A 14,827-nucleotide genomic window follows, 5' to 3' on the forward strand; every position below is an offset into this window, starting at 1 on the left:
GTAGATAATAAACCCATTCGGTACGAACCGAATCTAAACCCTCATAATCTCAATGAGGACCCTAATCGTGGAAATAAACCTTTTCCACACGATGAACCCCCTCTCAAACAATCAAAGGATAGAAAAAGGCGATAATTTGTAATTCAACAGAAGCAGAGGTGCAGAGTAATTTAATTATCACCTGAATTTAAACTCTTTAATAGGAGGAAAATAATGGATACTCATGTTAGGTCAGAATTATCGTTATTAAGTGAGCTCCTCTTATCTATTTTATTAACCGCAACCATTGCCCTATATTGCTATAAAGCCATTGCTCCCTTTCCCTGGCTTACCTTTATTGGATTTCCCTTAGGGATTGCTCTAATGGTTGGATGCTGGGAAAATAAAAAACATTCTTGGAGCCTGTTTATTACAGGTGTATTATTCAGTGGTTTCGTCTGGTTAATTTATTATAATTGGTCATCACTACTATAAAAAATTATTGAAAAAGAATCATTTAGGAGGCGTCTAAATGAAAAAAGTTGGGCTTACCATGATAGGCAATGTCATCCTTGCCGGATGTCTCGTATTTTTATTATTTTTTTACGAAGGACATCAGAAACAAACGACTAATAAAACTGCAAACAAGGGTACTTCCTCTGCAGATAATGCACAAAAGATTGTCAGCAGCAACTGCACTACTTGTCATGGTCAGAACCTGCAAGGCAATGTAGGACCTAATTTAACGAAAATTGGCTCTAAATATTCGCAAAGTGAAATTGAAAATATTATTAATCATGGAAAAAATGCTATGCCTGCAGGGGTCATTTCAGCTGACCAAGCAAAAATCGTCTCAGAATGGCTAGCCCAGAAAAAATAATTATAAACCCTTTTTAAATTCATCATAGTCTGATTTAACGTAATGGAAAACTATCTCGTTACCACCATGATCCGGGTGTGTCATTAATAATAATTTTTTATATCTAGATAACACATCCTTCTCACTCGCATTTTTGGAAAGCCCTAACTTTTTGCGATAATCAAGTGAATGAGCTAATGAGGAGACGTAGACTTTTTCAGGATCTCTTTTTCCTTGCTTTGTCAGTTTCTCTTTTAAATACAACAATTCACTGCGGAGCTCAATATTTTCTTTTAGTGCTTTTTTTGTTTCCTTTTGTAATTCATTTTTCTCAAGCTCTAGGTTCAAGATTTCTTTTTGCAATTTATTTCTTTGCTGGATTAAAGTCTTGACGGAGCTTTTATGCATTTCTTCTAACTCTCTTATATGGTCATCTTGTACTTTTACTTTTGCTTTTAATTCACGGATAAGCTTGTCCTGTTCTGTAGGTGGATTTAATAAATGCTTAGGATTTTTCACATTTGATATGTATTCGGTAAGTTTATTGCCGTTTCCCACATTTTGAATCTTGCCTTCATACAGCCAGCGTTGAACTACTTGTATGCCCATCTTCGCAGCAACCCCCGCATCATTTAACAGAGAAATAGCCTGATCTGTATCATGAAGGATGTAGTCTGTTTGTTTAAACGCTCCCTTTGCATCGTATTTAATTTTTCGCTCTCGCAGCCACCGTCTTACAGTTTCCATGCACTGATCCTCGGAAACTCCCGCGGCTTTTAAAAATTCAAAAGCTTGATCTGTATTCACTGTAATCTCCCTTCCCTGCACTGATTCAATCTATATTAATGCTAATAATGGATTTTCTAACCTTCATCATTTTTATCTTAAAGGAGATAAGGATGTATGTGAATGGCTAAAAAAGACTATTAATTGGGGTTAATAATAATTAAAAATCAATTTACAAATTTTTTTCTGTCCCTTTTGCAGCATGCTGAGTTTATTTGTTCAGATAATCTACTTCTTTGATAAAAATGATTTTGTTATAATTTGTAATAAAGAGGAGGAGATTCCATGGGCTTTGAATTCAGAAAAAGTTTCAAGATCGCTCCAGGCGTTCGTTTAAATGTAGGTAGCAATAGTGTCGGGATCAGTGCCGGTGTTAAAGGATTACGTTATAGTATCAATTCCAGAACTGGGAGCAGAGTAACCGCAAGTATTCCAAACACAGGGATCTACTATACGACTTCAGGAGGAAGAAATCGTAAAACCCCTGCATATAATCGGCAAAAGGAAATTCAAGCAAGACAGAAAGAACTAGATCGACTAAATGAATTAGAACAAGCTGCACTCGATGTAGATGACTTTGAAAATACAATCGAAAGAATTCACTCTATTCATAAGGAAGCAGATGATCCAGTTAACTGGATCAAAGTGCGGAGTGTTAACCCCCCTTTTCATAAAAACGAGGGGCAAATTGGTATCCATGAAAGAGCTGCATTAGAAAAGTTACAAAACTATAAACCAAGTGTCATTGCGAAAATTTTTAAACATAATGAAAAAGAGTTAGAAGAGCTTCGAAATGAAGTGATTGAAGCAAGAAATAATGATGATGAAGAATACCGCTCATGGGAGAGAGATGTCAGAATCGCGACTAAGGTGATTGAGGGAGATATTGATACATACTTCGAAGTGATACAAGAATTTAACCCCTTAGATGACTTATCGGAATTTGGGAGCGGCTTTGAGTTTTTTGCAGAAGATCCAAAAATAATGGAAATTGAATTTGATGTACATAGTAATCTAGTGGTCCCAAAGGAACATTTATCTTTAACCAAAACAGGAAAACTGTCCTCGAAACAAATGCCAAAGGGCAAATATTTAGATATTCAACAAGATTATGTCTGTAGTTGTGTCTTAAGAATTGCAAGAGATATGTTTGCCCTACTGCCATTGGATATCGTTTATATCCATGCGGCAGATACCATGATGGACACTATAACGGGGCATTTGCGAACGATGACGATTCTCTCTGTTAAAATTGATAAACGATCGTTAAACAAATTGAACTTCGACAACATTGACTGTTCAGATGCGATGCAAAACTTTGTTCATAATATGAAATTTAAGAAAACCGGCGGGTTTAGCGAGGTAAATAAATTAAATGTTGAATAGTTTCTTGGTCCTACAAGAAATGAAGAATCTTTCTAGCTCGACACCAAGAATTCAAACGAAAAAAAGTAAAGAAAGGCTAATCATTCGCCCTTTCTTCACTTTTTGCATTTCATCCTTTGCTTTACCAAAAGCTTCGGTGCCGCCCGTAAATAGGCTTCTTGAATGAGATCGGTCAATTCATCCCAGACTTCCCCATCCGGATTTTGGATAGATACCCAACCATGATGTCCCATATGGGCGGTTTTAAAAAAATACTCTTTCTGCAGCAGTATCTCTTGAGTCTCCCGGTCTGACTTGAACGATATGCCGAATCCCTGCTCGCTCTCCCCTGAAATCACGAACGATTTTCCATTGATTTTAAACGTATTGTGACCAAAACCATCGATTATTTCAACAGCCTCAGGTAAGGCTAGACAGATACTGCGCACTTTTTCAAGCATTCCTGCTCTGTCTTGTGATTTCATGTTTTTATCACCTATTAGCTCTATTTTGCATTTACATCGGGTTGATGAATTCCAAAAATATTGCCTTCGGTATCAATATAGTAGCCTTGCCACGCCATTCCGGGCAGCGCATATTTAGGCAATGCCACCGTGCCGCCATTTTCAAGAATTTTCGCTTCAGTTCGGTCGTAATTTTCAACACCCATTGTACAAGCAAATCCATTTAAGGGTTGGTTGGCTTGCGGCGGTGGACCTTGACGCTGCATTAATGCACCATTGATTCCAAGTTCATCTTCATTGCCAGTTACCGCTCCGAAGTAAGGCATACCTGCATATTCAGTCCAATCTTGGAAGACCCAACCGAATACTTCTCCATAAAACTTCTTGGCTCGTTCCATATTATCGACATGAACTTCGAAATGAACTAATCTTCCCATAATAGACCTCCTAAATTATAAAGAGTTTGAGTTTGATACCGTTGCTTGTCCAGTAATTATGTAGACAAAACTTTCTACCCTATTATACAGTATATTATGGAAACATAACCAATTTTTACAATAAATTATAAATCGTTATGGGCAATTCATACTGGGCATAACAAAAAGGCAGTCGCTTTATGCTGACGGGTTCTCTTGTTGGGAAGTTGTGTGAAAAAAACACAGGTAGGAAATGCTGTTTCTAGAGATTCCTTTAAACTTGTCTCTGTTATAACTGAATGCTAATTTACTGTATTTAAAAAATAAACGGTAAAATTCCTCTTAAATTGGGTAATACACATATTTCCTTAAAAATAAAGGAAGTTTTTCCGTTTATATAATCCAAATCTTTGGATTTTGTCTTATTTAGAGCAGTTAAACGGAATTTCTCCGCTTATCTCTGCTTCTTAACCTTCCTATTTATACATTAGCCGGAAATTCTCCGCCTAATCTTAAAAACGGCTTTATATCAATGAAAGTAGACCATTCCAATTATGCGAAATGGTCTACGATTCTTTCTGTTATTCTGAGTAGTACTCCACCTGAAGTGAACCGTTAACTTTATGCTTCTGCCTTTTTGCTGTTAGTTCACTTTTTCACTCGAAAACCTTTATTAACTTGCGCGAGTGTCCGGAGACAGGCCACGAATTTTGCCAGTATTCCTTTTATCTTTGGCTTTAGGTGTTCCATTGCCTGGCGCCTTGATGAACATGGCGATAATGACAGAAACAATGGCCAAAACTGCAATTAGTTTAAAAGTAGGAATAAATCCTCCTAAAGAAGAAGCGATAAATGATCCTGAAATCGCACCAATACCGAAGCCTTGATAAATAATTCCGTAGTTTTTACTTTGATTTTTCAAACCAAAGAAATCTGCAACGATGGCTGGAAAAACGGTAATATTTCCGCCAAAACAAAACGCAATTGCTGCTACACAAGCAAAGAATAATCCATAGTTTAGATGAACAAAACTTAATACCGTAACCGCTGCTGCCGTTACTAGTAATGCACCTGAAACCACGCGTAAACGTCCGACTTTGTCCGATAAGGCTCCAAGAATGATCCTTCCGCTTGTATTAAAAATTGCTACCAATGCCACTGCATTACTTGCTGTTGCTATATCGAGCCCCGCCATTTTAACACCGATGTCCTTGACAATTCCAATTAAGAATAATCCGCTCATGCATGAGGTAAAGAAAATCACAAATAGAAGATATGCTTCTTTCGTTTTCAACATTTCTTTGACAGTATAATCTTTTTGAAGGCTGCCATTTTGCTTGTTCTGCGCTTGAACTAGTTTCGCTTCGCGAACAAGGAATGAACCACCCACAACCATGATCATTACAATTAATCCCCAATAAAAGAATGCTTGGGTAACTCCGGCTGATTGGATGAATGACCCGTTAATAAACTTAAATATCAAACTACCAGTTCCATAAGCCCCAACAGAAATACCAGAAATAAGTCCTTTTCTTTCCGGAAACCATTTAATAAGATTCGATAAGGAAGTGATATAGGCCGTACCATCGGCTGCCCCAACAATCACGCCTGCTAAAATATAAAGCATCCACAACGAAGAAACTTGAGAACTAATCATTAATCCTGCTCCGAGAACAATGCCAGCACCTGTCAGTAGGCGGCGAATTCCCCATTTATCTTGCAGCTTCCCGGCAAACAAAGTAGATAGTGCCAAGGCTAAGCTTGTAATCGAAAAAGTCAAAGCAACTGAATTTAACTTCCAGCCAAAGTGATCTACTAAGGGCTGGTTGAAAAGACTCCAAGTATAAATAGTACCTAATCCCATTTGAACAATAATCGTGCCTATTACGATTAACCACCGTCGATCCATGCTTGCTTTCATTCCAATCTCCTCTTTTCTCCCGATAAAAATGATCATTTTCCACTTAAAATTTTTATTTATCTTGTTGATGTGATCATCATACCATTGAAAAAATGCCAGAAATCGTTTTCAGCATGAAATGCTTATTATTCGGAATGAATGGAGATTATAGCTGCATGATTTGTCTAAACGCTTTTACTTTGCTTCTGCTTACTGGGATTTCCACGTTAAGATCTTTAAGACGCAGGATGTAGGTTTGGTTGAACCATGGTACAATTTCATGGATTTTCGTTAAATTAACTGTGTAAGATCGGTGACAGCGATAAAACATGTCCTCTGGTAGAAGGGCATGAAATTCTGAGATACTCATTTGCATGGTATACTCCTCATTTACGGTATACACCAATGTCACTTTTTCACTTGCTTCCGCATAATAAATGTCATTTACATCCGTCACAATAATTTTATCGTTCTTTTTTAAATTGACCCGGTTTGAAGACTTTGCATGGACCTCCACTTCCTGCCCTTTCGCATTCTGCCTTTTTTCTGGGATTACTGCTTCGGTAGTTCGATCTCGTTTAAAAGCAGCTTCCAGCCTGCTTAACATTGCCGCCATTCGCTTTTCATCGTATGGCTTAAGAACATAATCAAAGGCTTCCAGCTCAAATGCCCGGGCGGCATGTTCTTTGTAGGCAGTGGTAAATACAATATAAGGTCTTTTGGTAAATTTGCTTATCGTACTAGCCAGCAGGATTCCATCAAAGGATGGAATATTAATATCCAGAAAAATCACATCTGTTTCTTGTTCCTGCAAAAATTTTAATACATCTACGCCATCATCAAAGGAATGAGTCACTTCAATTTCGCTATAGGCTTCGATTAAATACTCCAATTCTTCACGAGCTGGAATTTCGTCTTCGACAATTATCGCTTTCATAGTTACTCCTTTACCATATCAAAAAAAACTTCTGTTCCGGGTGACAGCCTGTGAATCACTAATCCATTTCCATAGATAAGTTTGACACGCTGATGAACATTATATAATCCGATTTTGTTAGCCGGAACCGTATCATGCTGCACATGGTGGATGACATCTTCACTAATTCCCGCACCCGTATCTTTGACGCTTACCCTTATTTTTTCGCTCAAATCTTTAACTGCAATGGTCACTACCCCGGGACCTTTTTTCTTTAAGATGCCGTGAATAATGGCATTCTCCACTAAAGGCTGGATAAGAAGACTCGGTATATTCACATTCACATCGTCAATATCATATTCAACAGTCAAACGGTTGCCAAATCGGGCCTTTTCGATTTCAACATAATCGCGGACTTGATCCAATTCTTTATGAATGTTAATCAATTCATCACTGACCTCTAAATTGTAGCGCATATAACCCGATAGATTAATAATCAACTCGCGGGCCTTGTCCGGATTTCTTCGGGTCGTCGAAGCAATCGCATTAAGAGCATTAAACAAAAAGTGCGGATTAATCTTGGTTTGAAGTGCCTTCAACTCTGCCTTATTTGCTTCTTCCTTTATCTGTTCAATCCGGGAAACCTCCATAAGGGTAGAGATAATCTGAGAAAGTCCAATGGCCATTGTCTGAAGCGAATACGTCATCTTATAGGCTTTGCGATAGTAGATTTTTAAGGTACCTGTCACCTCTCCATGTTCTTCAAACGGAACAATCAGCAGAGAGTGAATTTGGGGCGTATGGTGATCCGCGATATGATTCCGAATGATGAATTTGCCCGTTCGGATCGCTTCTTTTGTCAAATCACTAATGATTTCCTGTCCTGTCACATATCTTTCTTCCCCGAAACCAACATAGGCGAGTACATTTTCATTATCTGTAATGGCAACCGCATCAGCGTTGATATCATTTTTGATAATACCGCAGATTTTTCTTAAGGAATCTGCATTGATGGAGCGAAAATAAGGCAAGGTCTTATTGGCAATATCCAAGGCCAGCTTTGCCTGTCTTGCCGCAATGGTTTCCTTTTCCCCCTCCACACTCATGACCAGTAATACGATTAGACCGATGTTAACTTCGCCTATTATCATCGGAAACGCAATCTTCGAAACGATATCCAACCCAAGTGAAAAGGGTTCGGACAAAGCAAGAATCAGCAACATCGTCAATACTTCACAAAACATTCCTGCAGCGATTCCATAGATCCAACGTAACGACCTTTTTACTTTACGATTAATATAACCGGAAACAATCCCAGCAATAATACTTGTGATCAAACACGGAACGGATGTGATTCCCCCAATATCAATCAAATAGCGATGCACGCCTGATACAACGCCAGAAATAATCCCTACCCAAGGCCCAAACAAAATACCACCCGACACAACGGCGATAATCCTGATATTCACCAGTGAACCCTCGACATGAATCCCTGAATAGGTGCCAAAAATAGCAAATAAGCAAAATAAGATGGTAATCACAAGCCGCTCTGTAGGGGAATGGCGGTCTTTTTGCAAGGATTCCTTAAATCTTGGAATTCGGATCATAAAAAACAAACAAATCAGCAGCAAAGCCGCTCGTTCAAATAAATGGATTAGCATTTCAAATGATGTATTCATGGAAAAATCCTCTCAAATTACGCATCAATATATTGGCTGATAATTGTTCTTCTGTACCTTTATTTTGTTCAATTACATTCAACAGTAAAAGTCTGCCTCGTAATGGAAGGCAGACTTTATGTGAGAATTACTTTCTCCCGCAACACTTTTTATATTTTTTGTTACTCCCGCAGGGACAAGGGTCATTTCGTCCGACTTTCAGTCTGGTTGTGAAATCTACAATATTATCTCTAGGATTCGGAACTGGCTGCAATGGTTGCTGCTCATATTTCGCCGATAGCTCCCTTGGTGAGTATCCTTTGAGAAACCATTGTTTCGTGTTATTCATGAGATTTACGACTTTGTCCATACAAGCCTGGAGTATTTCTAAATTTTCAAATTCGAGTCTGCTTTGCAGAAATTGAAGAATATGATTTGGACTCTCCCCAATGTTTGTCGCATAAACGCATTCTTCTACAATTTCATCTGCTTCGTTCTTGCTAATTTCATAGTTTTGCGTTAAAAAGTGAACAAATTGAAGATAGCTTTCATTTCGTTCATTATATCCTGGTTCACCTGCTCGAAGTAATTGCTGTTTAGTGAAAGGAAAAAACGCGAGGTCTTTTCTAGCTTTGTGTTCACTTTTTACCTTGTTTGGATCAAACACTCGAATATTGGAATAGCCATACTGATCAAATCTTATTTGCTCGTAGTAGGAGATAGCATGATTGATGACAGATAAATATTCGGAAAGTCTGACAGGTTCGTTCATATATTTTTCTAGCAAATCATGTAGCTCAGTGAGGTTCAAAGTCCCATAATAGAAAAGCAATCCATGTGTAAGCTTGATCCATTCGGTATTTCGACGGGTAATCGTGATGAATTCCTTGTGGTTGTCTTGCATAAACGGATTCCCCACGATTTCTTCAGGTATTGCAATGATCTTTTTACCATTAAAAATTCCTGGGAAAATAATACCCATGTTACGAAAGAAGTTTAGTTGATTCAGAGTAAAATTTGGCGCTTCGATATATCCACCATGATGGACTATTTTTTTGATTAAGTTGTACCGCTCCTGGTCTAGAGTCGAGCATGTGTTTTCAAGTGAAAGTGGAATGTTTACACTTATTAAATCGATTAACTCCCCTTTTTTTAAATGACTAACACCTTTTAGATCTAATTTTCTTCTGATTTCACTTAATTCATCTTTGGATAACCTTGAAAGTGCATCTTTTATAGTTAATGGAACAGAAATATCACTCCACATTTTTAATTCCCTTTTCTCCTGAGACTTGCGAGTCATTTCTTTCATTCCAACTAATGCGCCAAGTAATTTTTTATAATTTTCTTTATCTGTGCTGCTAGTATTCAAGATGATCACCTTCTGAAAATATAGTTTATTGTATTTTTTGAAATTGCTATATGTAAAAAAAGGGCTTGCCTTTTTAGGTGTTAATTATAACAGAAGTAGCTTTTAATTTTAAATATTTTATCAAAATGGCTACATAACCTTAACATGGGTGGAGACTATAGCCACTTAACTTGTTTACATAATATTATTATAATTTATCAAACTTTTTACTTGGTGATAACATTAATAGATTCTTATCATAGGAAATAAAAAAGAGCCATTTCAAAAAAAGAAATAAGCTCCTTAAATTATCCCACTATTTTTAAAGTCTAATCAGGTACACAATCAAGCATTTTTAGTTCTTACAACATCAAATTCACATTCTTTGTATTATTTTACATATTTTAATAAATTATTACTGTGATTGCTTTTCTTTGTCGTTCGCCGCTTCTTTTACTGTAGCCTTGAAATCGTTATACGTATTCCCTTCAAATTTTACACCATTGATATAAATTGCAGGGGTACTAGTAATCTTTAGCTTATTAGCAGTAGTCATATCTTTTTCCCACGCCTCTTTTGTTTGACTATTATTATATGCTTTAACGACTTTATTGACTTCAGTATCAGAAGCGATTTCACTTAATGTATCCTTTAGAAAAGACTCTGTATATATGTCCATTTGCTCTGCTTTTGTATCTGTGGGCTGTTTTTTGTATAAGAGCTCATGGAATTTCCAAAACTTTTCATTTCCAAGTACTTTATATACGGCTTCCGCAAATTTAGCAGAACGAGTTGAGTCAACATTTATAAATGAATAATTCATAAAGTACAACGATGCTTTACCCGTTTTAATAAAATCCTTTTCAATACCAGGAAGCAGTTGATCGTTGAAATTTTTGCAATAAGGACACTTGTAATCACCAAATTCGACTATTTTTACTTGAGCCGATTGTTCCCCTAAAATTGGCTGTCCTTTATAGTCTATGGCTTCCTTTTTAGCGTTATTTGATAAAAAGATTAAACCAACCAGACAAACAGTTACTAAACCAATAATCCAAAAAATAAACTTGGAAGTTTGTTTTTTTGGTGATTTTGATTTTTTGTTTCCTGAAGACATTTATTCACCTTCTTTTAACTAAGCTATCTTTTTGGTCTAAAAATTAGCTTTTGATTCCTGACTTTTAGAAAACAATTTCGTATCAAGGGAAAGCGGTGTAGTTGATTTAAGGATTAAAAATATCGCCATTACAGCAAAAGCAAGTTCTAACTCATATCCTGCTCCTTGCCCATTCCCCATAAAACCTGCTGCTATTTTTACCTTTACAATTGCTCCAAGCAAGATGAATACAAAAAGAGTAGCTATGTATCTCGTACCAAATCCCACAAATAATAATAGACCACCAATTAGCTCAATACTTGCAACTACGTACCCCATAAAGCCTGGAATTCCTATACTCTCAAACCAACCAGCAGTATTTCCAATTCCATTTTGAAACTTAGTTAAACCATGAATAAAGAAAGATAATCCTAAAAATATTCGTAAAATTAAAGCACCAATTTCAGTTTTTTTCATTTAAATTTTCCTCCTAAGAATCATAACTTTTTAAAAAAAATTAAATACACTACATTTTGTAGTGCGAAAGAATGTTATATCCCTCCTTTTTTCCAAAAGTTTGCGATTTATCACACTACTCATTGTAGTGTAACGTACAGCTAATGGTCAAGGATTTTAATTTTCGGCTCATAAATAAAAAATATAATGACAAAGGATTGGACTTTGCCTCCAATCCTTTTAATAAATCTTTTAAGCTATAACTAAAATGAATAGGATGACAACGAAGATATTTAAAGAAAAAATGACTGACCAGGCTTGAATCTTAACTGGTATGGTCAGTTGTGGATTTACCAGTTGTTGTAGCCGATAATCAACCGTTTCATCTGCAAAATGTACTACAGCTGGTGCAGAACTTGGATTTATTTTTAGTTGATTCTTGATTAACTTTAATAAAGCACTTCCCAAACCAAGTTCAGAACCCATTCTTTTAATTGCAAATTCATCCGCCACTAGTTCAACCAATATTCTATAATTCTGATAGGACCATTTCGTAAGAGGGATATACCACATTACTTCAGAGATTATTTGTAAAACAAAAAACTTCAATCCATCATAATACATTTGGTGCGACGTCTCGTGGTAGATTACTGCCTCTAATTCTTTCGAATCTAACATGTGGATTAAATAAGTAGAAAGAACTATTTTAGGTTTCCAAAACCCAAAGGTAAATGCCAATAGTTCCTTATCGTGAATAACCACTATGTCATTATTTCTTCTGCTAAATGTTTCATTTAATTCACTAGTTTTATGTATATTTATACGTTGTTGAATTTTGTGTCGAAATGATCGTAATAAGACACTCTGCTTAATCACCTTTTTACTTATTATGAAAACTGAATACAAAATATAGGTATTTACCATTACTTCAATAGCATAATATCCAAACGTACCTGGTTTAAATAAACTCACGCAAAAAATAAAAATATTAAAGAACTCAATGGGTCCATTAAAAATATTTAATACGTACAATCCCATTTGAATAAACAAAATAATCGCAAAAAAGAGGGCTAATCCAAACACTGCGGTTGACTTTTGTTTCCAGGCCATTTACTTTCTGTCCCTTTTAAATTGTTCCAGTTTTTGTTCTAGTTTTAGAAGTAAATGATCATCCACCTCTTTTAATGAATCGAGCATATGGTTAACAACTAATCCCCCAAATTCATCTAAAAGGTTTTCTGTTAGTTTTTTGGACTGATTATTAATAAAGTCCTCTTTTGTGGTGACTGGTTTATAGAGAGATGTACGTCCTTCCAATCTTTTCGTAAGGATGTTTTTATCAACAAGACGGTTCATAACGGTCATAACCGTATTGAAATTTATAGGTTTCTCTTTTTCTAAAATTAATTGAACTTCCTTAATACTACTCTCATTCCCATTCCAAAGAATATTCATTACCTTGGATTCAAGTGGACCGAAAAAACGATTAAGCCCTTCTTGATCTACACGAAAATTATTTATGGTCAATTCACACACACCCTTCATTACAAATTGTAGTGTATTAGGCCTGATTTTTCAATTAAATAGATAACTACCATGTTTCTGACTTATTTAAAATTATTCCTGAAATCATTGATTTAGCTTGCTCTACAAGTTCATTAGTATTTTCAGAAGACAATGATGATTGAAAAGAACTTTCATTGTCCCATTCCGCATCTACTATCACTAAATTTGATTCTTTTAGGGAGATTGATACATTAAAATAGTTACATTCAACAAAATTATTCGATAATTGATGCAATATATTAACCAATTCAGCAAGATTATTTGACCTTGAAATTAATCCACTTCGCAATCTAAATTTCCCCATAGTATTTTCCCCTTCATTTTTTAAATAATTAATATTTGATGGAAAACGGAAACAGTTACCTTTATCAGTTAAAATGCGAATGACAATCCTTATATTAAAAATATTTTCTAAGTCATTTTATTCTATTAGTCTAAGAAATAAGCTTCGTTATGTTTTTTTCCTTGACTACATCTTCAAAATCAGTTGGCTTACTTAAGATTATTCCTCTCTGATTTAACACCATCGTAATCAAACCTAGTTCATAATACATTGCTTTAGTTAAAATACCGTTTTCAATGTTTTTACATATCTCGTTATAAAAATCAATTAAGAAATCATTAGGTAATTTTTCATAAAGGTTCATATTTTACACCTTCTTTAGTAATATTCTAAATTATTAATAATTATAATCGTAAAAGAAAGCGTTTACAAGTAATTATTTAATCTCTAATAAAATTCTAATAAATGACCAATTTTGCTAAAAATCTTCCATAAAAGTTATTTCTTACGTATTAAAATAAAAGACTCCTTAAACAGGAGCCTTTTAATATTCATTTATTCATTGCTCATTAATAAAACATCATTGATGCTCCAACGATGATTAGGAGGATGAACAATACTACAATTAACGCAAAGCTAGTACCATAACCGCTCATTTATTTCACCACCATTCTATTCCACATATTAGAGTTGGAGAGGACCTCTCATAAATATATATATTTTTTAAGACAGGCTTTGTTTGGACAAAAATCACCTTTTTCAAAAAAAATTAAAGTGAGCATCATAAGAATAATGTTAATAAAAATTTAACAATTTTTTAAGAAAGTGAATGTTTTGCGTTCCATATATTAGGTATAAAGGAGGAGAGGTAAATGGCAGATGAACCTCAAGAAGAACCTCAAGAACAAGGGCAAGAAGAATTACAGGAAACCAGCCAAACGCTGAAAGAGGAAATAATAACTGAATTAAAAATGGAAATGAAAAATTTTCATCAAAAGAGAAAACGCCGTATAATCAAATCTGTTTGTATTTTCGCCCTTGGACTATTGATTGGCTTTGGAGGAGGAAGGGCTACTCATACTGAACATCATTTTGAACATGGTCATTTTCAAAAATGGCATCAATATCGACATTAACATTGACTTTACATCCTGGAGAGCGTTTTTCTCCAGGATTTTTGCTGTCATCAAAAAAACAGATTTTAACCTCTTATAAAATCATCTTTTCCTGCCTTTATGACCCCTCCTTAAAAAGCATTCAAAAAAAGTTCATACTTTTATGTAAACATTTTGAACTTCCGTAAATCTCACTTTAAAATATCTTGAAACAAATATATATTAATTGAGTAATTATTAATTAAATATTTTTAAGGAGTGGGATTATGATAAAAACGTTACGAGAAAATACAATTGCTGCGCGAATTTTAACATTGATCAGATTGTATTTAGGTTATTCTTGGTTAACAGCAGGATGGGGCAAATTAACTGGCGGTTTTGATGCCTCCGGATTTTTAAAAGGAGTGATCACAAATCCTGTAAAGGGACCAGATGGCAGCGTTGTTTATAGTATGTATGTTTCGTTTTTAAAAGGTTTTGCTTTACCAAATGTAGATATTTTTAACACCATTGTTCCTTTAGTGTTTTTGACACCCATAAATTACCGATAGTTGAAGGTATTGCCTGTCCGGAAGTGGACGAGTATAATGTCCACGTATAAATCCGGAGAAAGGAAA

19 protein-coding genes are annotated in these 14,827 nt (G+C 35.4%); 5 read left to right on the plus strand and 14 right to left on the minus strand.

Annotation, left to right across the window (positions count from 1 at the left end):
• Positions 1-213: 213 nt before the first annotated feature.
• Positions 214-474, plus strand: a complete 261-nt coding sequence (locus tag JOC76_RS23875; RefSeq protein ID WP_205181278.1) for a hypothetical protein — start codon at positions 214-216, stop codon at positions 472-474.
• 37 nt (positions 475-511) lie between these two features.
• On the plus strand, positions 512-859 hold the full coding sequence (locus JOC76_RS23880; protein WP_205181279.1) for a c-type cytochrome: 348 nt from the start codon (positions 512-514) through the stop codon (positions 857-859).
• Here the strand turns inward: JOC76_RS23880 and JOC76_RS23885 are convergent, their stop codons facing one another.
• The gene (locus tag JOC76_RS23885; protein ID WP_205181280.1) at positions 860-1,645 is read right to left on the minus strand and encodes a hypothetical protein; all 786 of its coding nucleotides are present in this window, start codon (positions 1,643-1,645) and stop codon (positions 860-862) included. It abuts the gene before it with no gap.
• A 264-nt stretch (positions 1,646-1,909) separates the two neighbouring features.
• Here JOC76_RS23885 and JOC76_RS23890 point away from each other — a divergent pair, with 264 nt between their 5' ends.
• Positions 1,910-3,010, plus strand: coding sequence for a DUF4236 domain-containing protein (locus JOC76_RS23890; protein ID WP_205181281.1), 1,101 nt, complete (start codon positions 1,910-1,912; stop codon positions 3,008-3,010).
• A gap of 95 nt (positions 3,011-3,105) precedes the next feature.
• Here JOC76_RS23890 and JOC76_RS23895 read toward each other — a convergent pair whose 3' ends face one another.
• The 13 genes from JOC76_RS23895 to JOC76_RS23955 all read right to left on the minus strand — a co-directional run bounded on the left by JOC76_RS23895 (position 3,106) and on the right by JOC76_RS23955 (position 13,751).
• Complete coding sequence (locus JOC76_RS23895) at positions 3,106-3,474, minus strand: MmcQ/YjbR family DNA-binding protein (RefSeq protein ID WP_205181282.1); 369 nt, start codon at positions 3,472-3,474, stop codon at positions 3,106-3,108.
• Positions 3,475-3,494: 20 nt separating this feature from the next.
• A complete protein-coding gene (locus tag JOC76_RS23900; protein ID WP_205181283.1) occupies positions 3,495-3,890 on the minus strand; it encodes a VOC family protein in 396 nt (131 codons plus the stop codon).
• Positions 3,891-4,542: 652 nt separating this feature from the next.
• A complete protein-coding gene (locus JOC76_RS23905) occupies positions 4,543-5,790 on the minus strand; it encodes an L-lactate MFS transporter (RefSeq protein WP_205181284.1) in 1,248 nt (415 codons plus the stop codon).
• 145 nt (positions 5,791-5,935) lie between these two features.
• Complete coding sequence (locus JOC76_RS23910) at positions 5,936-6,706, minus strand: LytR/AlgR family response regulator transcription factor (protein ID WP_205181285.1); 771 nt, start codon at positions 6,704-6,706, stop codon at positions 5,936-5,938.
• A 2-nt stretch (positions 6,707-6,708) separates the two neighbouring features.
• Positions 6,709-8,364, minus strand: coding sequence for a sensor histidine kinase (locus JOC76_RS23915; protein ID WP_205181286.1), 1,656 nt, complete (start codon positions 8,362-8,364; stop codon positions 6,709-6,711).
• Positions 8,365-8,491: 127 nt separating this feature from the next.
• Positions 8,492-9,715 (minus strand): SEC-C metal-binding domain-containing protein, encoded by a 1,224-nt coding sequence (locus JOC76_RS23920; protein ID WP_205181287.1) that lies wholly within the window; start codon positions 9,713-9,715, stop codon positions 8,492-8,494.
• Between the two features lie 394 nt (positions 9,716-10,109).
• Complete coding sequence (locus JOC76_RS23925) at positions 10,110-10,811, minus strand: DsbA family protein (RefSeq protein ID WP_205181288.1); 702 nt, start codon at positions 10,809-10,811, stop codon at positions 10,110-10,112.
• A gap of 36 nt (positions 10,812-10,847) precedes the next feature.
• Complete coding sequence (locus JOC76_RS23930; protein WP_205181289.1) at positions 10,848-11,267, minus strand: DoxX family protein; 420 nt, start codon at positions 11,265-11,267, stop codon at positions 10,848-10,850.
• Between the two features lie 231 nt (positions 11,268-11,498).
• Positions 11,499-12,356, minus strand: a complete 858-nt coding sequence (locus JOC76_RS23935; RefSeq protein WP_205181290.1) for a M56 family metallopeptidase — start codon at positions 12,354-12,356, stop codon at positions 11,499-11,501.
• Positions 12,357-12,773, minus strand: coding sequence for a BlaI/MecI/CopY family transcriptional regulator (locus tag JOC76_RS23940; protein ID WP_205181291.1), 417 nt, complete (start codon positions 12,771-12,773; stop codon positions 12,357-12,359).
• A gap of 64 nt (positions 12,774-12,837) precedes the next feature.
• Positions 12,838-13,116 carry a hypothetical protein gene (locus JOC76_RS23945; protein WP_205181292.1) on the minus strand — a complete coding sequence of 93 codons (279 nt, stop codon included), beginning with the start codon at positions 13,114-13,116 and terminating at the stop codon, positions 12,838-12,840.
• 130 nt (positions 13,117-13,246) lie between these two features.
• Complete coding sequence (locus JOC76_RS23950) at positions 13,247-13,459, minus strand: hypothetical protein (protein ID WP_205181293.1); 213 nt, start codon at positions 13,457-13,459, stop codon at positions 13,247-13,249.
• Positions 13,460-13,664: 205 nt separating this feature from the next.
• Positions 13,665-13,751, minus strand: coding sequence for a YjcZ family sporulation protein (locus JOC76_RS23955; protein WP_205181301.1), 87 nt, complete (start codon positions 13,749-13,751; stop codon positions 13,665-13,667).
• A 216-nt stretch (positions 13,752-13,967) separates the two neighbouring features.
• On the opposite strand from JOC76_RS23955, the gene JOC76_RS23960 reads away from it, so the two are divergent.
• Both JOC76_RS23960 and JOC76_RS23965 read left to right on the plus strand, forming a co-directional pair.
• Positions 13,968-14,231, plus strand: a complete 264-nt coding sequence (locus JOC76_RS23960; RefSeq protein WP_205181294.1) for a hypothetical protein — start codon at positions 13,968-13,970, stop codon at positions 14,229-14,231.
• Positions 14,232-14,476: 245 nt separating this feature from the next.
• Positions 14,477-14,761, plus strand: a complete 285-nt coding sequence (locus JOC76_RS23965; protein WP_307784762.1) for a DoxX family protein — start codon at positions 14,477-14,479, stop codon at positions 14,759-14,761.
• Positions 14,762-14,827 lie beyond the last annotated feature (66 nt).

It is taken from the genome of Neobacillus cucumis (assembly GCF_016908975.1).
Taxonomy (GTDB): domain Bacteria; phylum Bacillota; class Bacilli; order Bacillales; family Cytobacillaceae; genus Neobacillus; species Neobacillus cucumis.